Annotated in this window: 21 protein-coding genes; 15 read left to right on the top strand and 6 right to left on the bottom strand. The window is 41.3% G+C overall.

Annotated features, from left to right (window positions below; all coding sequences use genetic code 11):
- The 5 genes from BG00_RS02060 to yacG form a co-directional block, all read left to right on the top strand.
- On the top strand, nt 1–347 hold a 347-nt coding region (locus BG00_RS02060; protein WP_150111316.1), incomplete at its 5' end, for a transposase.
- A gap of 188 nt (nt 348–535) precedes the next feature.
- On the top strand, nt 536–1,447 hold the full coding sequence (locus BG00_RS02065; protein WP_036980243.1) for a prepilin peptidase: 912 nt from the start codon (nt 536–538) through the stop codon (nt 1,445–1,447).
- 2 nt (nt 1,448–1,449) lie between these two features.
- A complete protein-coding gene (gene coaE, locus BG00_RS02070; protein ID WP_036980244.1) occupies nt 1,450–2,079 on the top strand; it encodes a dephospho-CoA kinase in 630 nt (209 codons plus the stop codon).
- A 134-nt stretch (nt 2,080–2,213) separates the two neighbouring features.
- On the top strand, nt 2,214–3,890 hold the full coding sequence (pilB, locus tag BG00_RS02075; protein WP_036980245.1) for a type IV-A pilus assembly ATPase PilB: 1,677 nt from the start codon (nt 2,214–2,216) through the stop codon (nt 3,888–3,890).
- A 64-nt stretch (nt 3,891–3,954) separates the two neighbouring features.
- Nucleotides 3,955–4,185: a DNA gyrase inhibitor YacG gene (yacG, locus tag BG00_RS02080; protein WP_024601728.1), complete on the top strand. Its 231-nt coding sequence runs from the start codon at nt 3,955–3,957 to the stop codon at nt 4,183–4,185.
- A gap of 269 nt (nt 4,186–4,454) precedes the next feature.
- Here yacG and BG00_RS02085 read toward each other — a convergent pair whose 3' ends face one another.
- Entirely contained in the window at nt 4,455–4,922 is a 468-nt protein-coding gene (locus BG00_RS02085; RefSeq protein WP_036980246.1) for a Spy/CpxP family protein refolding chaperone, read from the bottom strand.
- A 175-nt stretch (nt 4,923–5,097) separates the two neighbouring features.
- Between BG00_RS02085 and BG00_RS02090 the strand changes: the two genes are divergently transcribed.
- The 3 genes from BG00_RS02090 to BG00_RS02100 are packed head-to-tail and all read left to right on the top strand — an operon-like array spanning nt 5,098 to nt 8,126.
- The gene (locus BG00_RS02090; RefSeq protein ID WP_036980247.1) at nt 5,098–5,787 is read left to right on the top strand and encodes a response regulator; all 690 of its coding nucleotides are present in this window, start codon (nt 5,098–5,100) and stop codon (nt 5,785–5,787) included.
- Nucleotides 5,765–7,192 (top strand): ATP-binding protein, encoded by a 1,428-nt coding sequence (locus BG00_RS02095; RefSeq protein WP_036980248.1) that lies wholly within the window; start codon nt 5,765–5,767, stop codon nt 7,190–7,192. Before BG00_RS02090 ends, BG00_RS02095 begins: the two co-directional genes overlap by 23 nt.
- Nucleotides 7,182–8,126: an alpha/beta fold hydrolase gene (locus BG00_RS02100; protein WP_008114910.1), complete on the top strand. Its 945-nt coding sequence runs from the start codon at nt 7,182–7,184 to the stop codon at nt 8,124–8,126. The genes BG00_RS02095 and BG00_RS02100 overlap by 11 nt, the downstream gene beginning before the upstream one ends.
- Here the strand turns inward: BG00_RS02100 and BG00_RS02105 are convergent.
- The gene (locus BG00_RS02105; protein ID WP_076916062.1) at nt 8,123–8,953 is read right to left on the bottom strand and encodes a cation diffusion facilitator family transporter; all 831 of its coding nucleotides are present in this window, start codon (nt 8,951–8,953) and stop codon (nt 8,123–8,125) included. The genes BG00_RS02100 and BG00_RS02105 overlap by 4 nt on opposite strands.
- A gap of 157 nt (nt 8,954–9,110) precedes the next feature.
- Between BG00_RS02105 and trmL the strand changes: the two genes are divergently transcribed.
- From trmL to BG00_RS02120, 3 genes are all read left to right on the top strand, one after another.
- Nucleotides 9,111–9,575 carry a tRNA (uridine(34)/cytosine(34)/5-carboxymethylaminomethyluridine(34)-2'-O)-methyltransferase TrmL gene (trmL, locus tag BG00_RS02110; protein WP_013465943.1) on the top strand — a complete coding sequence of 155 codons (465 nt, stop codon included), beginning with the start codon at nt 9,111–9,113 and terminating at the stop codon, nt 9,573–9,575.
- Between the two features lie 79 nt (nt 9,576–9,654).
- The gene (locus tag BG00_RS02115; protein WP_036979831.1) at nt 9,655–10,155 is read left to right on the top strand and encodes a transposase; all 501 of its coding nucleotides are present in this window, start codon (nt 9,655–9,657) and stop codon (nt 10,153–10,155) included.
- Nucleotides 10,152–10,997, top strand: coding sequence for an IS3 family transposase (locus tag BG00_RS02120; protein ID WP_250653896.1), 846 nt, complete (start codon nt 10,152–10,154; stop codon nt 10,995–10,997). Before BG00_RS02115 ends, BG00_RS02120 begins: the two co-directional genes overlap by 4 nt.
- A 69-nt stretch (nt 10,998–11,066) precedes the next feature.
- Here the strand turns inward: BG00_RS02120 and gpsA are convergent, their stop codons facing one another.
- From gpsA to BG00_RS02140, 4 genes are read right to left on the bottom strand one after another with little or no spacing between them, the layout of a single operon-like run.
- The gene (gene gpsA / locus BG00_RS02125; RefSeq protein ID WP_036980249.1) at nt 11,067–12,074 is read right to left on the bottom strand and encodes an NAD(P)H-dependent glycerol-3-phosphate dehydrogenase; all 1,008 of its coding nucleotides are present in this window, start codon (nt 12,072–12,074) and stop codon (nt 11,067–11,069) included.
- 3 nt (nt 12,075–12,077) lie between these two features.
- The gene (secB, locus tag BG00_RS02130; protein WP_013465945.1) at nt 12,078–12,566 is read right to left on the bottom strand and encodes a protein-export chaperone SecB; all 489 of its coding nucleotides are present in this window, start codon (nt 12,564–12,566) and stop codon (nt 12,078–12,080) included.
- Between the two features lie 38 nt (nt 12,567–12,604).
- Nucleotides 12,605–12,862, bottom strand: coding sequence for a glutaredoxin 3 (gene grxC, locus BG00_RS02135; protein ID WP_016899746.1), 258 nt, complete (start codon nt 12,860–12,862; stop codon nt 12,605–12,607).
- A 32-nt stretch (nt 12,863–12,894) separates the two neighbouring features.
- The gene (locus tag BG00_RS02140) at nt 12,895–13,326 is read right to left on the bottom strand and encodes a rhodanese-like domain-containing protein (RefSeq protein ID WP_013465947.1); all 432 of its coding nucleotides are present in this window, start codon (nt 13,324–13,326) and stop codon (nt 12,895–12,897) included.
- Between the two features lie 755 nt (nt 13,327–14,081).
- Between BG00_RS02140 and gpmM the strand changes: the two genes are divergently transcribed.
- The 4 genes from gpmM to BG00_RS02160 are packed head-to-tail and all read left to right on the top strand — an operon-like array spanning nt 14,082 to nt 18,878.
- Entirely contained in the window at nt 14,082–15,626 is a 1,545-nt protein-coding gene (gpmM, locus tag BG00_RS02145; RefSeq protein WP_036980250.1) for a 2,3-bisphosphoglycerate-independent phosphoglycerate mutase, read from the top strand.
- A 3-nt stretch (nt 15,627–15,629) separates the two neighbouring features.
- Nucleotides 15,630–16,769: a murein hydrolase activator EnvC family protein gene (locus BG00_RS02150; protein WP_024601721.1), complete on the top strand. Its 1,140-nt coding sequence runs from the start codon at nt 15,630–15,632 to the stop codon at nt 16,767–16,769.
- A 33-nt stretch (nt 16,770–16,802) separates the two neighbouring features.
- The gene (locus tag BG00_RS02155; protein ID WP_036980251.1) at nt 16,803–18,068 is read left to right on the top strand and encodes a S41 family peptidase; all 1,266 of its coding nucleotides are present in this window, start codon (nt 16,803–16,805) and stop codon (nt 18,066–18,068) included.
- A gap of 57 nt (nt 18,069–18,125) precedes the next feature.
- Nucleotides 18,126–18,878 (top strand): divergent polysaccharide deacetylase family protein, encoded by a 753-nt coding sequence (locus BG00_RS02160; RefSeq protein ID WP_036979186.1) that lies wholly within the window; start codon nt 18,126–18,128, stop codon nt 18,876–18,878.
- Nucleotides 18,879–18,908: the final 30 nt, after the last annotated feature.

Below are 18,908 nucleotides of genomic sequence, written 5' to 3' on the forward strand. Positions count from 1 at the left end.
GGCCTGTTATGTCTCGGGAGCTGACGTATATATTCGCCGCTAAAAATTTCAGCAGAGCTAAGCAAGCTGCTGCCTACTGTGGCTTAATACCGCGGCTGCATGAGTCTGGGAAAATGAAGGGCCGTACAACTATGAGCAAGCTAGGGCCCTCAAAAATAAGAAGTAAACTTTATATGGCAGCAGTAGTCGCTGGGCAGTGGAATTATAAGATACAACAGCAAAAAATAGCCTTGCTGAATAATGGCAAAACGTCGATGCAAATCATTGGCGCCAATATGCGTAAACTCATTCATATATGTTTTGGTGTAATAAAAAATCAAGAAGCGTTTAAGCTCCAAGAAAGTTAAATACGATCTTGAAGCCTATAAAGAGAGATGGTATCTACAGAACAATTAAAACGCGGTGGTTCCCCGCAACTCGTAGCCCGAACCTTTAACCTTTAACCTTTAACCTTTAACCTTTAACCTAATCCTAACTTTGCACTTAAATAAAACCACTGTATTATCAACGCAGAATTTAGTTTTAGGTAAGATAAATGCATACTTTTTTTATTGATATCATCACCGCAATGCAAAGCCATTTATGGTTTTACTTAACCACGATTGGCCTAGTGAGTTTATGTATTGGTAGCTTTTTAAATGTGGTGATTTATCGCTTGCCGCTAATGATGCAAAAAGAATGGCAAACTGAATGCCGCTTATTATTAGCCGATGAACTAACCAGCCAAAAGGCTAAACAGACCACTGAACACACTACTAACACGTTTAACTTAGTTAAACCCAATTCATGTTGCCCAAAGTGCAAAGCAGCCATTAAGCCATGGCAAAATATTCCTATTATTAGTTGGTTATTTTTAAAAGGACAATGCGCGACCTGTAACAACCCAATATCAGTTCGTTACCCTCTCGTTGAAGCCATTACCGCTATTTTAAGTTTAGTGGTTGCCTACCGCTTTGGTGCTACAGATCAGGCCCTTTTATATACTTTTGTTACTTGGATTTTAGTCGCGCTCACCTTTATTGATATTGACCACATGTTACTGCCGGACCAGCTTACTTTACCGCTAGTATGGCTTGCGCTTATAGCCGCTGTAATGGGCGTAACAATAAGCCCGAGTGATGCGATAATCGGGGCCGCCTGCGGCTATTTAAGCCTGTGGAGTATGTTTTGGCTATTTAAGCTATTAACCGGCAAAGAAGGCATGGGCTATGGCGACTTTAAGTTACTAGCGGTGTTTGGTGCTCTACTTGGCTGGCAGTCGCTATTAACCATTATTTTGCTCTCCAGCGTGGTTGGCGCTGTAATTGGCATTGCCCTGCTGAGCATTCAAGGTAAAGACAAAGCAACGCCTATTCCTTTTGGCCCTTACTTAGCAATAGCCGGTTGGATCACTATGCTATGGGGCACACAACTGCAAAACAGCTATTTTAATTTTATTGGCTACTAACTATGAGCAATACACAACATCATAAAAATAACTGGGTGCTAGGGCTAACCGGCGGGATTGGCTGCGGTAAAACTGCAGTTAGCGATATGTTGGCAGCACTAGGTATTACTATTGTGGATGCAGATATAGTGGCTCGCCAAGTGGTTGAACCCGGCACTGATGGCTTAAAAGCGATTATTGCGCATTTTGGCACTGACATACTCGATGAACATGGCGCTTTAAATCGTGGCGAGCTAAGAGCGCGTATTTTTAGTAACGCTGAGCAAAAAGCGTGGCTCAATGCCCTGCTGCACCCTTTAATACGCACTAAACTACTCACTGACTTAAAAAACGCGCAAAGCGACTACGTGGTGTTAGTTGCCCCACTATTATTTGAAAATGGGCTTGATGGCTACTGTCATCGTACTTTGCTAATAGATGTTCCCAAAGAGGTGCAAATTGCACGTACTACACAGCGCGACAATATAAGCACTGAACAAGCAAAACAAATTATTGACGCACAAATGTCTCGTGAGCATAAACAACAAAAAGCGGATGATATTTTAAATAATAACCGCGACCTAAGCGATGTAAAACAAGACTTACTTAAACTACATAATTATTATTTACAGCAAGCAAAGTCTACAATATAGAGTGACTAACCCAATCACAGCGCAATAAACTGATATTTTTATCAGTAAATTATCTGCTGCATTGGTACGATTAATGTATTCCTTTCTTTTTTCTGATAAATTGCTGACAAATGAAGGATTAAATCAGGTGCGCAATGAATATTAACTCACCGTTATTAAGAAAATTTATTACCCTCGGCCGGGTTGATACCGATACCATAAAAGCCAGGCAGCAAGACTTTGCGTCAACCGCAGAGCTTATCTCTAAATGTGGAAAAATAGACAGTAAAGATTTAGCGCAGCAATGCATTGATTTATTTAGAGTGCCTTTTTTTGATTTAAAAGATTTTAATGTTGCACAAATTCCTGCCGAGCTAGTTAAAGAAAAGCTGATCCGCAAACACCACATTTTGCCTTTGGTACAAAAAGGCAGGAAAGTGTATATTGCCGCCTCAGATCCTACCGATTACGGCGCTTTTGAAAACTTTGAATTTAGCACGGGTTTATCGTGCGAAGTAGTTGTGGTTGACTACGTCCAGCTCGATAACAAAATTGAGCAATTACTCGATGCCACTGGCAGTTTAAATTTAAGTGAAGATGAATTTAAAGAGTTTGCTGAACTCGATTCTGAGCAGCACAAAGAACACACCCCTAAAGACGATGACAAAGACGACGCCCCGATAATTGTCTACATTAATAAAATTTTAATGGATGCAATAAAAAAAGGCGCCTCAGATTTACACTTTGAACCTTATGAACACAAATATCGTATTCGCTTTCGCATAGATGGTATTTTGCACGAAGTTGCCAGCCCGCCAAAAACATTGGCCAGTAAGCTATCGGCGCGAATAAAAGTAATGTCGCGACTGGATATTGCAGAAAAGCGTAAACCACAAGACGGCCGTATTAAGCTTAAAATCACTGAGCGTAAAAGTATTGATTTTCGTGTTAGTACCATGCCCACTTTATGGGGCGAAAAAATTGTAATGCGTATTCTTGATTCATCAAGTGCCATGCTAGGTATTGATGTATTAGGCTATGAACCCGAGCAGAAAAAACTATACCTTGATGCACTTGAGCAACCGCAAGGCATGATTTTGGTTACCGGCCCAACCGGTTCGGGTAAAACGGTATCTTTGTATACGGGCTTAAATATACTCAATCAGCCGGAGCGGAATATTAGTACCGCCGAAGATCCGGTAGAAATTAACCTCGAAGGGGTTAACCAAGTACAAATAAATACTAAAGCCGATATGACCTTTGCTAATGCACTGCGGGCGTTTTTACGTCAAGATCCCGATGTGGTGATGGTGGGTGAAATACGTGATTTAGAAACTGCAGAAATATCAATTAAAGCGGCGCAAACCGGTCACTTGGTGCTCTCAACACTGCATACCAATTCAGCGCCAGAAACAATTACTCGTTTGTTAAATATGGGTGTACCCGCGTATAATGTGGCCAGTTCTATTAGTTTAATTATAGCTCAGCGTTTAGCCCGAAGGTTATGCTCTAAATGTAAAACACCAGAGCAATTACCTCGCGAAGAGCTTATACGCCAAGGCTTTAGTGAACAACAAATTCAAGACATGGTTTTATACGCACCTAAAGGCTGTGAAAACTGTACCGATGGCTACAAAGGCCGTGTTGGCATTTACGAAGTAATGAAAATTACGCCTGAAATAGCGCAAATTATAATGCGCGGCGGTAACTCATTAGAAATTGCTGAGGTATCACTTAAAGCAGGATATAACAATTTGCGTTTATCGGGTATTCGTAAAGCTGCAGAGGGTGTGACCTCACTTGCTGAGATTAATCGTGTCACTAGTTTTTAAATAGAAAGCTTAGCTGTTTATTATAAATTGAGTCGCAAAGCCTATATTAATGTGAGAGTAAATTATGCCAACAGTGGTTAACTGCCCAACCTGTAAAGCAAAAGTAGAATGGTCAGCACAAAGTCCGAATCGCCCTTTTTGTTCAAAACGTTGCCAACTTATTGATTTAGGTGAATGGTCGTTTGAAAATAATAAAATTTCAGCGCCAATTACATCTGCAGATGAGTTCAGCCAAGACATGATTGAAGATATTGAAGCAATGATGGCAAAAAACGAAGATGACTTTTTTAAGTGATTTTTAAAGGTTCGAGGTTCGAGGTTCGAGGTTCGAGGTTCGAGGTTCGAGAAACTTAAAAACCTTGCTGTTAACATAGCAAGGTTTTTTTATACCTGTAGCTGCGGGTTCAACCCGCGTCAGTGTTAGGTTTTAGGTTTTAGGTTTTAGGTTTTAGCAACAGGCAACTCTGGGGAGCGCAAAGCGCCTCTGCCCCCTCTGTGGTTCAAAATATTCTGTAAATACGCGGGGCTTCGGGTTGCGGACCTCGCCTCTCGCACCTAGCCCTTCTATCTGCGGCGTTGCTGTATTTTAGCTAACTTTTCTTTTTGCTCAGCGTTAAGCAATTGCATTACTTGATGCTGGGTTTTTAATTTAATTAACCCCAATTGCTGTTTCTTATCTTGGCGTGCGGTTAATAGCTCTTTCGCCGCGTTTTCGTCAAACGTTGGAGCGCTAAGTAGTGCATCCATTTTTGCTTTATGCGCTTCGCGCTGTGCTTTACGTGCTTCTTTATCGCCGCCACGTAGCGCTTTCATTTGCGTTTTTTGCGCTTCAAAAATAGCTTCAAGCTTAGTTTGCTGCTCGTCGGTTAGACTAAGTTTGTCTGCGCCGCGCTCAGAGAGTAAAAAACGCGCTTGAGAATGCCCTTGCTTATCGTGCATGCCGCCTTTTGCTAATACGCTACTGGCACCAAGTGTAGCCGTTGCTAGACCACAAATAAGTACTAATTTTGAAAGTGTATTTACTTTAGTCATAATCATCACCTTAATATTGGATGGATTGAATTTGATTGTGGCTGCTTAGCCAGTGAGTTAACTATACCGCTTGCAACGCAAAGTAACGCAAAGCAGTGTAAAGGTTGTGTAAAGATTCACTTTTACACAATTTAAGAAGTAAAATATCCATATAGAAATTGCCTAAGGGTTTGAAATGAAGCTATTAATGATTGATGACGACACAGGTTTGTGCGAACTACTCACTGAATATTTAGCCGCGCAAGGCTTTGACGTACAAAGCGTTCACGATGGCGAGCAAGGCTTAAAGCTTGCTTTGTCAAATGACTACGCGCTGATATTGCTTGATGTAATGCTCCCCACCCTTGATGGCTTTGAAGTACTTAAACAACTTAGGCAAACCAAGCTAACTCCGGTCATTATGCTCACTGCAAAAGGCGAAGACTTTGACCGCATTTTTGGCCTAGAGCTTGGCGCAGACGATTACATAGCTAAACCCTTTAATCACCGCGAGTTGCTTGCCCGTGTAAAAGCCATTACCCGCCGCATAGAGCACATTAATAGCCTAAACGTTGCAACGCCTAGCAAAATGAATGTAAATGGCATTACAGTTAATTTGGCAGCCCGAGAGGCCGCTATTAACGAGCACACCCTCACACTGACTGGCACAGAGTACGAAGTACTGGTGTTATTGATTAAAAATGCCGGCGAAGTTGTCAGCAAAGAGCAAATAAGTGAAGAAGTGCTCGGGAGGCGCTTAGCTTCGTTTGACCGCTCAATTGATATGCATGTGAGTAATATTCGAAAAAAAATAGCCGAGCATATCGCGGGTGAAAAAATTAAAACTATTCGAGGGACGGGTTATGTCTTTATCCAAGGAGAGTAAAGTAACGCGTTTTAGCTGGTTAAGACACCCTCGACATTATTTGTTTTTTAAAGTCTTTGCTTGGTTTTGGCTAACGATCATTGGCACTTTTACTGCGCTATTTTTCTTAAGTAATATTTCGCTGATCAATGCTATTAGCCATGACCCCCTAAAAGGGCCCAAGCAAAAAAATCTAGAACACTTGGCTCGAGGTATCGAACGTAGTGCACATAAACACAAGCGCTCTATTCATGACATTATTACTCACCCGCGTTTGAGTAAACGCAAGTTACTTTATTTAAATTCACTAAGTAGCGATGAGTTTTTGATCAGTAAAAAAGTTGAGAATAATATTGATTTTAGCTTACTGAACTTTAGTGAAGGCATGCCACCTCAAATTATTTTTACTGAATATTACCAAGCTTTTGGCCCTGTGCGCATTCGAGTACCTGAAGGCGAATTTGCGTTATATGAAATCGATATAAATCAACAGCGACCGCTCTTTATTCGCTTAAGATTGTTGCCGGTTTGGTTAAAAATTTCTATCGCCATTATCGCCTCACTTACATTAAGTTTTTTATTTAGTCGTAACTTAATTGCCCCTATAAATAGTTTAAAACAAGCTGCAATTAGGCTCTCAAATGGCGATTTAAGTGCGCGCGCATCAATAAATAGTCAACGAAAAGATGAGCTTGGAGTTTTAGGACGCGATTTTAACCGTATGGCTGATCAATTAGAGCAACTACTTAGCGCTCAAAAGCGTTTACTTGCCGATATATCCCATGAATTGCGCTCCCCACTAACACGCTTAAAAATGGCCACAGGGCTGGCGCAAATGCAAGCGAGTGAGGCCAGCCAATCGTATTTATTGCGTATTGAAAAAGAAGCAAATCAACTTGATAAAATGATAGCCGATGTATTGCAGGTATCGCGCTTAGAAGCCAATAGCCAACCTTTATCACTGCAAGCGCAGTCGTTACAAGTTATTGTTGACCATGTGATTAACGATGCTCAGTTTGAAGCAAAACAGCACAATAAAACGCTGCATATTCAAGGTGATGCTGAGGTAAATATAGAGTGCGACGAAATGCTGATTGCCAGTGCTCTAGAAAATATTTTACGTAATGCAATTAAATACGCACAACATACTATTAGCATCACCTTAAAACACAGTGATATCATCACTATACAAATATGTGATGACGGCCCTGGCGTTCCCGCAGCGCAACTTGATAAACTATGTGAGCCATTTTTTAGGCAATCAGACGCCCGCGACCGAGTCAGCGGCGGCACTGGGCTGGGTTTAGCCATTGCAAAAAATGCGGTGATTGCCCACGGCGGAAATTTAGCTTTATCAAATAAGGACGCTGGCGGGTTATGCGTTGAGATAAGCTTACCAATACAAAAGAGAGACCATGTTTTATAGCAATGAAAGCGAGCTTGAAAATAACCTGCCTGCCATTAATGAGTTTTATACTAATACACTCAAAAAAGCCTATTTAAGCACGGCTGCCGGTAAATTATTTTATGCTTACGCTAAGCCTAAACAGGCCCACACTGCCATTGTTATTAGTTCTGGGCGCATTGAAGGGCTCGATAAATACAAAGAGCTGCTTTGGGAGCTTTATTGTAATAATTTTGCTGTTTTTATTGTTGATCACCAAGGCCAAGGGCGCTCTTATCGGTTATTAAAAAACCCCCATAAAGGCTATGTCAAACAATTTGAAGATTACAGTCACGATCTTAATCAATTCAATCTTGAGGTGGTAAAGCAGCATTGGCAAGGTAAAAAACTACTGCTTAGCCATTCAATGGGCGGCGCTATTGCGTTTGATTACTTAGCACGTTACTCACATGACTTTAGTGGGGCGTTTTTATCTGCGCCCATGTTTGATATTCATACTAAAGGAATACCAAAACCCGTAGCACAGTTTATCGCCGCCAGTGCGTCATTATTAGGGTTCTCAGGGTGTTATGCGTTAGGACAAAGCGATTATACACCTGAAGAGTTTGCGCTTAACACTTTAACCAGTAGCCAAATACGCTATGATCAATTTAGGGCAACTTATCAGCAAACGCCACTATTACAATTAGGCGGTGTTACCTATGGCTGGCTGCATACTGTTTTTTCATTTATTAAAGCGCTCGATAAACTATCCATAACAACCCCGTTATTTATAGCCAGCGCAGAAAATGACGAAGTGGTTGATAACCAAGCTCAGCATAAGCTTGCAAGCCGACATAAAAACACCCTAATAAAGCAGTTTAAAGGGGCTAAGCACGAGCTGTTTTTTGAGCGGGACGAAATTCGCCAACCATTGCTGACAAGCCTTTATAAATTTTGTGATTCAATAGGTTAACTACTAAGCGACAGCGGATCTAGGTGAATCAAAATATCAACTTCAGATTCAAATTGCTGAGTGATCATCAGCTCCACTTCATCTGCCACTTTATGGGCACGAATAAGTGGTAAATTGTCATCAAGCTCTAAATGCAGTTGAATAAACTTAACTTTACCGCCCTGTCGAGTGCGAATACCGTGAACGCCATAAACATCATTATGGTTACGCGCTATTTCAAAAATACTTTGCTTTTCTTCATCGGGTAGCTCTTTGTCCATTAAATGCGAGGCACTTTCGGTCGCTATATCCCAACTGTTATACAATAAATAACCTGCCACACCGATAGCAAACAATGGGTCGGCATACAGTACGCCATAGTAGGCGAGTAAAATAGCAAGCAATACCGCCGCATTTAAAATTAAATCGCCCTTGTAGTGAACGGAGTCGGCTTTTATAGCGATTGATTCTGTGTGCTTCACGACTTTATTTTGCACAAATACAATTACCAAGGTACAAGCAATGGCAAAAATACTCACCCATACACCTAATAATGAGTGCGAAAGCTCAACTGGGTTTATTAATCGCTCGATACCGTGAAACATTAATAAACAGCCCGAGCCCGCAATAAATGCAGCTTGGCCTAACCCTGCAAGCGCCTCCGCTTTACCGTGACCAAACCGGTGGTCATCATCCGCAGGACGCAGTGCATACGATAAAACTAAAAAGCTCATTAGCGTCGCGGTAATATCCATTAATGAGTCGGTTAATGAGCCAAGCATTGACGCCGAACCCGACGCCAGCCAAGCCCATGCTTTGGTCGCAATCATTAGGCTCACCATGACCATGGTCACTATGCTTGAAGCTTTGACCCAAAATTCATAACTGCGATTATGCACGTATCTGTCCAAGTGTAAGTTGTATTTAATGTTTGTAGTATATCATTTTTTATTCATTGTTCGTGTATACTGAGCCAGTCAAATTAAAGATTTTATAGGGCTTATTGTGCTGGATATTGTTTTATACCAACCTGAAATTCCGCCTAACACCGGGAATATCATTCGTTTATGTGCCAATACTGGCTATTCATTGCATTTAATTGAACCGTTAGGGTTTGAGTGGGATGACAAACGTGTAAAACGCGCTGGACTTGACTATCACGAATTTAGCCATGTACAACGCCATGCCTCATTTGATGCTTATTTAGAAAAGTGCCAACCTAAAAAGGTGTATGCTTGCACTACTAAAGGTAGCCAATTTCATCACCAAGCACAGTATGAAGCGGGTGATTGCTTAGTATTCGGCCCAGAAACCCGAGGCTTACCTGATGACATGATTCAAGCACTGCCAAACGAGCAACGCGTGCGTATACCTATGCAAGCCGATAGTCGCAGTATGAATCTGTCTAATGCAGTAGCTGTGTTTGTGTATGAATCTTGGCGCCAGCTTGGCTTTGTAAACGCGCAGTAATTATTTACCAATAATAAAAAACCGACATTATTGAAGTGACCCCCAATAGTTGGACATTCCAATTACTGGGGGTCTTTTTATGTCCAAACATCATCGAGCTTTTAAGCTCAAAATAGCAGAGCTCGCTTTGTCTGAAAGCTCTTCGACAGTAAGCAACAGATTTAATGTTACAGATAGGCAGGTCCGATATTGGACCGCTATTTATCGAATTCATGGCGCTGAAAGCTTCAGGTCTGTTCACAAACCTTATTCTCAAGCATTTAAGGTAGAAGTGTTAAAAACGATGACAGCAAACAGTTGGTCACTCGGTTATACCAGTGCTTTTTTCGATTTATCGTCCCCTGGCATTCTTTTTCAATGGCAAAAGCTTTATGCTCGTGATGGTATATCACGTCTCAAACCACAAATAAAAGGTAGGCCAGTCATGACTAATAATTCTTCTTCATCAAAACCAGTAGAGCAAATGACTGAGGAGGAGTTACGAGAAGAATTAGCATACTTACGAGCAGAGAATGATGTGCTAAAAAAGTTAGAAGCCTTGGCTCAAGCCAGAAAGAAAAAAGCAAAGACAAGACGATAGTCGTCGAAGAGTTCAAGGCAAAACATAGCTTACGACACCTTTTAAAGGCTACAGGGCTGCCAAAGAGTGTTTACTATTATCATCGCACTACTTGTAAGCAACCCTGTGCAAGCAATGATTTACTGGTAAAAATACGTGATATCTATCACGCGCATAAAGGACGATATGGCTATCGCAGAATTACGAGTGCTCTGAGAACAATGGGGGTACTTGTTAATCATAAGCGCGTTCAACGGCTGATGAATGAGTTAGGCCTCAAGTCAAAAGTAAGGCCTAAGCGTTATAAATCCTATAAAGGTGAAGTGGGTAAAATCGCAGAAAATACGCTTAACCGTGAGTTTAGTGCGCAGAAGCCAAATCAAAAATGGGTGACGGATGTGACAGAGTTTAAAGTGAATAATGAGAAGGTATATCTATCGCCTATGATTGACCTATTCAACCAAGAGGTAATCAGTTACGAAGTCAGAAAATCCGTTGCACTCCCTTTGGTAACTGACATGCTTAAAACAGCAACTGCTAGGTTGAAGCCAAATGAAAAGCCAGTTGTACACTCAGATCAAGGGTGGCAATATCAAAACAAACAATATCAAAATCATCTCAAGGAAAAAGGGTTGCAACAAAGTATGTCTAGAAAAGGAAATTGTTTAGATAATGCGGTTGCTGAGAACTTCTTCGGCATATTGAAGAGTGAGATGTACCACAACGAAACGTTTAAAGACGTGAATGAGCTTATTGAAAACATCAAAGAATATATCGACTATTACAACAACGAGCGTATTAAGCTGAAACTAAAAGGCCTGAGTCCGATACAGTATCGAAATCAGGCCTTGGCAGCCGCTTAAAAATGAGTCCAACTTTATGGGGTCACTTCATTATGTCGGTTTTTTAATTTTTAAAGAATAGTGAAGCATTTATTCTGACTTTTGTTCACGACCTAATAAGGCCATAGCAGCCGCTTTCATGTCTTTATTTTCATAGAGTACTTTATATATTTGCTCGGTAATTGGCATTTCCACACCAGCGCGTTGAGCTAGTAAGTACACTTCTTTGGTATTTCTAAAGCCTTCAACCACTTGGCCGATTGATGCAATGGCATCATCAACACTCTCACCTTTGCCTAAGGCTAAACCAAAACGGCGATTGCGCGATTGGTTATCGGTACAGGTCAGAATTAAATCACCTAACCCAGCCATGCCCATGAAGGTTTCAGGTTTTGCACCCAGTGCACACCCTAAACGCGACAACTCTGCTAAACCACGAGTGATAAGCGCGGTACGAGCATTTGCACCAAACCCCACTCCATCAGAAATTCCCGCACCAATGGCAATCACGTTTTTAACCGCACCACCGAGCTGTATACCAATAAAATCATCATTGTTATACACCCTAAACGAGCGCCCGCAATGCAATAAATCGGCTATTTGTTTAGCAAATGCCGATGATGTTGATGACACCGAAATTGCAGTTGGTGATCCCATCGCCATTTCTTTGGCAAAGGTTGGCCCTGAAAGTACCGCTAATGGCACCTCTTCACCTAGCTCTTGCACTGCCACTTCTTGTAACAAACGCCCAGTATTTGGCTCTAGCCCTTTGGTGGCCCAAGCTATTTTTGCATTTGGGCGCAAAGCAGGTTTGATTTGCTTTAATGTGTCAGCAAATGCGTGGCTTGGCACAACAACCAAAACAATATCGCTACTTTGCGTTGCACGCTGTAAATCTGCTTCAAGGATTAAGGTGTCAGGAAAAGGAATATCAGGTAAGTAACGTTGATTTTTTCGCTCAGCTGCAAGCGTCGCAACGTCTTGGCTATTGCGTCCCCATAAAGTCACTTTGTGGCCATTTCGGGCTAAACAAATAGCAAGGGCGGTGCCATACGACCCCGCCCCTAAAACACTAACAGCTGATGTGGCTGTATTCATAAATTAAGCGTCTGCTGTAGCCTGCTCAGCTTGCGCTGTGCGTTGCTGCATGTACTGTGCAAATAATGCGTCAAAGTTAACTGGCGCAAGATTAAGTTGTGGGAACGTACCACGATTTACTAAGTTAGATACCGCTTCACGTGCATATGGGAATAACACGTTAGGGCAAAATGCACCTAGCATGTGCGCTAATTGCATTTCCTCAACGTCAGCAATCGTAAAGATACCTGCTTGTTGAATTTCACATAAAAACGCAGTTTCTTCACCGATAGATGCCGTTACAGTTAGCGCAAGCACTACTTCGTAAACACCTTCATCAAGCTTGTTAGAGCGCGTATCTAAATCTAATTTTACTTCTGGAGCCCACTCTTTTTGAAAAATAGCTGGCGAATTTGGCGTTTCAAACGACACATCTTTAGTGTAAATACGTTGAATAGTAAACTGTGCACCTGCATCAGCTTCTGCTGCTGCGTTTTGATTTTGTTCGTTCATTGTTATTCCTAACCTGTTATTTATTATAATTAATTAAATTAAGCACTGAGCTTAGCATCAAGGTGACCTTGCGCTTCTAGTGCCATCATGTCGTCACAGCCACCGATGTGTTCATCGTTGATAAAAATTTGTGGAACCGTGCTTGCGCCACCGGCTTTGGCGATCATTTCATCGCGAAGCTCTGGCTGAACGCCAATATCAATATTTGTGTATTTTACACCTTTGCTGTCTAACAGCGCTAATGCGCGATGGCAAAAAGGACAATATCCTTTGGTGTATAAAACAACGTTACTCATAATTAATCCTTAATCGGTTTAGCTAAGAGATATTAGCGACCGCTTGTTGTTGGCAGACTTGCTGATTGCCACGCACCCATACCGCCAGATAAAACATAAACCTGTTCATAGCCTGCTTTATGCATTGCGGTTGCAACACCTGAAGCAGTCATGCCTGCAGCACATACCACTATAATGGGTTTGCTCTTATACTTTTCAAGGGTTGAGAAATCAGATTCTTTAGCTTTTTCTGGGTTTAAGTGCACAGCACCGGCAATATGGCCGGTTTTAAACTCTTTTTGCCCACGCATATCAACAACCTGGCCGTCTTCGCGGTTAATTAGTAACGTTAACTGCTGAGGATTGATTTGACGAATTGCTGAAAATTTACTTTTTATTGCGCCACTAATAATAAGAAACGCAATCGCAACCCAAGCTAGGCTTAAAATTGGATGGTTTGAGACAAATTCAATATATTGATCCATTCGACTTCCACTATAAAGTTACATACTAAAACGGATGTTTTAGATATTTTAAATTCTTACCAATTGCACTTGCACAATGAGCAGTCACTCATCAGCAAATCAATAGAGCGCTGTTAGGCTACTCTGAATTTTAACCTACAATATAGGCTTAACTTACCCCACAACCCTATTCAATACTTGAATAAAATAGAGATTAGCCGCGCAAGTATACCCAAATCAGCTAAAAATGCGAGTTTAAGCACGCTTGAAAGCCACAATGCCCTGCTCTTTTTAACTGAAAAATAACCTAGCCCTTTAAAGTTTTTAATTTAGCCAATCCTAATTAAAAATTTTTAATATCTTCTTTTCATTGCTGATCCTAGCTATAAAACGCGGTATGCTAAGACTTGGCATGTTGGCATTAATGTTAGCGTGTATTTTAGCAACGCTAGGGTCTGTTGATCTTTCAAGGTTAAATTTGCAGCAGTCTGTTTGGTATTTAGGTAAGGCAGAGCCTATGTGGTGTGGTTATTCCCCATAAATAGGCGATAACGCAGCATCAATGACAAACAGGTGCTGCCCGAAGGGTTCTGCCTAGGGGCGATTTACTCTTTGTTGCCTACATGGATGTAGGTAAGGGGCGTGAGCAGGACGCGGAAGCTTTGCTCGGTTTTTACTTAGCCCACTAGGTTACAAACCTCGCGCCGCGATTAAACCGCCCCTAGTTTGAACAAATTTTAATCCGCAAAGGTCAACAGACCCTAATAGGAGTGACTATGACAGAGCATAAAAAACCACTGGTATTAATGATTTTAGATGGCTGGGGATACAGAGAAGATGAGCAAAGCAATGCTATTTTAGCTGCTAACACCCCTGTATTAGATGAGCTTTGGGCCACACGTCCTCATACATTAATTTCAGCATCGGGTTTAGATGTCGGTCTTCCTGATGGCCAAATGGGTAATTCTGAGGTGGGTCATGTTAATTTAGGCGCAGGCCGTATTGTGTATCAAGATTTTACCCGTATCACCAAAGCCATTGATGATGGCGAATTTGATACGACCCCTGCACTTGTTGAAAACATTGATAAAGCTGTTCATGCCAGCAAAGCTGTACACATTATGGGACTGTTAAGTCCAGGTGGCGTGCATAGCCACGAAGATCATATTGTTGCCAGTATACAACTGGCTGCAAAACGCGGCGCTAAAGAGGTGTACTTTCATGCCTTTTTAGATGGACGCGATACACCACCGCGTAGTGCTAAAGCGTCTATTGAGCGTATTGAAGCCTTATTTAGCGAACTTAAATGTGGCCGTTTAGCCTCACTAATTGGCCGTTACTATGCCATGGACAGAGACAACCGCTGGAACCGTGTTGAAAAAGCCTATAATTTAATCACCTTAGGTGAAGGTGATTTTGATTATGAAGAAGGCGTAAGTGCACTAAATGCCGCTTATGAGCGCGATGAAAATGACGAATTTGTAGCAGCCAGCACGATCACTCCTAAAGGCAGCGAACCTGTAAAAGTAAATGATGGCGACACCATTATATTTGCAAACTTTAGAGCAGACCGCGCACGCGAAATAACCCGCGCCTTTGTAGAACCAGGCTTTGACGGCTTTAATAAGAAAAAATCGCCTGAGCTTAGCGGCTTTGTGATGATGACTGAATACGCAGCCGATATAGATGCGCCTGTTGCTTTTGGCCCCTCGCCGCTTAATAACGTACTTGGCGAATGGTTTGAAAAACAAGGTAAAACTCAACTGCGTATTTCTGAAACTGAAAAATATGCTCATGTTACCTTTTTCTTCAGTGGTGGACGAGAAGATGAGTTTGACGGCGAAACCCGTGAACTTATCCCATCACCTCAGGTTGCAACTTATGATTTGCAGCCAGAAATGAACTCAAAAATGCTTACCGATAAGCTAGTAGAAGCAATAAAAAGTGGAAAATACGATGCCATTATTTGTAACTACCCTAATGGCGACATGGTCGGTCATTCAGGTGTATTTGAGGCTGCAGTTAAAGCCTGTGAGGCAGTAGATAACTGTATTGGCCGTGTAGTGGATGCATTGAAAGAATATGGCGGCGAAGCACTTATTACCGCCGATCATGGCAATGCAGAGCAAATGGCAAACCTTAAAACAGGCCAAGCGCACACAGCACATACCAGTGAGCCCGTGCCGTTTATTTATGTAGGTCGCGATGCACAAGCTTATTCAGGCAAAGCCTTGAGCGATGTTGCCCCAACCATGCTGCATTTAATGGGGTTAGAGCAACCTGCAGAAATGACAGGGTCGCCAATTATGGTGTTGAAATAACCTATGAAAAAAAGCGCATACCGCGTCATTGCGTGTATCTGTGTACTGCATTCATTAGTCACTGGCGTTGCCGTGGCTAATGAAGATCGCACTAAAAAAGACCTATCCCAAGTTCAAGTGGCTTTAGAGCAAAGCCAAGCTGAATATCAACAACAGCAAAAAGAAATAGCTAAACAGCAGCAAAAGCTAAAAGCACATGAACTCGCTATAGCGAAAAACGCTAAAGCACTCAATATGGCTGAGCAATCAGTTAAAAAAACACAACAACAGCAAGCAGAGCAACAACAACGCGCGATAAAGCTTGAAAAACAACAAGCCCAATTTCAGCGTGTGTTAGCAGCACAGTTAAAAAGTGCTTATATGGCAGGTAGTGATGACTATTCAAAAATGCTGCTTAACCAAGAAAATACCGCTAAATTTGAACGTACGCTTAGCTATTACAACTACTTAAATAAAGCCCGCATAAAGCAGCTTGATGAACTTAAAGCGCTGCAAATAGAAATTGCGAAAAACCAAGCTGAGCTTGAAAAAACAAAAGAAAAGCTAGTTGCTTTATTTGATGAACAAAAAAGGCGACAAGCAGCGCTTCTTGACGCTAAAAATGAGCGCCAAGCCAGCCTAAAAAATCTAAAAAAGCAGTTAAATAAAACAAAAAATTCAATTAGTTACTTAGAAGAGAACGAACAAACGCTGATAGCAACTATTAAAGAACTTGAAGAAGAAAAAACCACAAAAATTGAGCTATTGGGCCTAAATAAAAATAAAGGAAGATTAAGCTGGCCGAGTAAAGGCAAACTAACGCACAAGTTTGGCCAACGTAAGCACGGCGGAATTAACTGGAAAGGCGTATTAATTTCTGCTGCAGAGGGCACTTCAGTAAATAGCATTCATAACGGTCAGGTGGTATTTGCAGATTGGTTAAAAGGTTACGGCTGGGTGATTGTTGTGGACCACGGAGAAGGCTTTATGAGCTTATACGGGCATGCACAAACTTTGCTAAAAGACGTGGGCGATATGGTCAGAGAAGGTGAAAGCGTTGCATTAGTTGGGCAAAGCGGTGGACAAGCTGATTCTGGTCTATACTTTGAAATACGTCATAAAGGGCGTGCTGTTAATCCCATAAAATGGTGCAGGCGTATTTAGTATCAAAATAACTGCATCCTAGTAGAGGCAGTTATGATAAACACACACATTTGCCAAAAAAAAGTATCGCAAACAAAACCAATGTTTTGGTTTTGTTTGCAGTTATTTTTTTTATTGGCACTTTTTGGCTTTATAAATAATGCTCATGCCAGTTCGGTCAAAGATTTAGAAAGCCAAAAAATAAATGAAATACTGTTTAATATTCATACCTACTACGTTGATGATTTGGCACTGCATAACAGTGAATACATTGAATACAACACCTCTCAATTTGAACGTTTATACTCTAAACTCGATCCCTACTCTAAATATTTAGATAAAAATGAGCTAAATGCGTTATTTGATAATACCAATGGTCGCTATACTGGCTTAGGCATTGAGGTCAAAAATATTGAGCAGCGCACCACGATTGTTAAAGTAATTAATAATTCGCCTGCTAAACAAGTCGGCCTGCGAGCTGGCGATATTATTACAGCAGTTAATAATCAGCAGATTAAAAATAGTCCTATTGATATAGTCGCGCAGCAAATTAAAGACAGCCCCAACAATAAAGTACAACTAAGTATTATCCGAAATAACAATCTAACACCGCTCATATTTAACCTCAGCAGAAAACAAATAAAACTGGCCAGTGTAACTAAGCAACTACTTGATGCTGGTGGCGGTTATATTGCTATAAATACCTTTTCAAACCACACCTTGCATGAAGTTGCCTTACAAATAGCCGCTATGCAAAACCATTACGGCCACGCATTAAAAGGCCTGATTATTGATTTACGAGACAACCCTGGCGGGACTTTAAAAAGCGCGGTTGCTGTGGCAGATCTCTTTTTACAAGATGGTCTAATAGTAACAACCAAAGGACGTTTTTATGATTCTAATCAGTCGTTTTACGCTAAGCGCGGCGATATTTTAAAAGGCGCACCTATTGTTGTCCTGATTAATGAAAACTCAGCCTCAGCAGCAGAAATACTGGCTGCAGCACTAAAAGAAAATATGCGTGCAAAAATAGTGGGGAGTCAGTCGTTTGGCAAAGGATCGGTACAATCACTCATTCCATTAGGCGATGGTGATACCGCCTTAAAACTAACCACCGCACGCTACTTTACGCCATCAGGTGAATCGATTGAAGGTATTGGCGTAACTCCAAATGTGGCGATTAATCAAACAACACTTCCACAAACAAATAAAGCCGTTATAATAAAAAATGAACAATCAGAACAAAACTCCGTTTTTAACGCTGAAGAATTAGCCGATATCCAGTTAGTAAAAGCAAAACAGCTACTTAGCATGCAATAAAAACGGTAAACTATTTAAAGATAATAAAAATTATAAAACGTGAAAATTATAAATTTAATGGTGTTAGCTGGGCTTTTTTTAGCCTTATTTGCAACAACGAGTGCTGTTAAAGCCAAGCAAATAGCCATAGTGATCGATGATATTGGATATCATCAACGTGATTTAGAATTCCTGAGTTTACCTGGGCAGTTGTCCTATTCAATATTGCCCCACACCCCCTATTCTCAAATATTTGCAACCCTTGCTAGTCAGTCAAATAAAGAGCTCCTGTTGCATGTTCCTATGCAGGCTTTAAATGGTAAAAAACTCGGGCCAGGTGCGCTCACTTTAAATATGGATAAAGCAAAACTTCAACAAACGCTCGGGAATGCGCTGGCGAGTTTACCGCAAGTTAAAGGAGTTAATAACCATATGGGCTCTGCGCTGACTCAACAAAGCCAAGCAATGAAATGGACCATGGAAGTACTCAAAAAACGCCAGCTATATTTTCTTGATAGCCGTACAACTGAATTAAGCCAAGCTCAGAATGCAGCCAACTTTTTGGGAGTGGAAAACATTAGCCGACATGTATTTTTAGACAATATAACGACTACAGAGCAACTACAATTAAGATTAGAAGAGCTAAAATCAAAAGCAACTAAGTATCAGTTTGCCATTGCAATAGCGCATCCCTACCCCGAAACCATCGATTTTTTACGCCACGCTTTGCCGCAATTAAGTGAGCAAGGATTTGAACTGGTGCCAGTATCGCAACTGGTCGAACGTAAATATGTACAAATAGCTCAGCAACAAGCTATTTCATTAAACTGATGGGGTAAGTAAACATCCTACCCCGTCAGT

Origin of the sequence: Pseudoalteromonas sp. SCSIO_11900 (assembly GCF_000576475.1) — a bacterium.
Classification (GTDB): domain Bacteria; phylum Pseudomonadota; class Gammaproteobacteria; order Enterobacterales; family Alteromonadaceae; genus Pseudoalteromonas; species Pseudoalteromonas tetraodonis.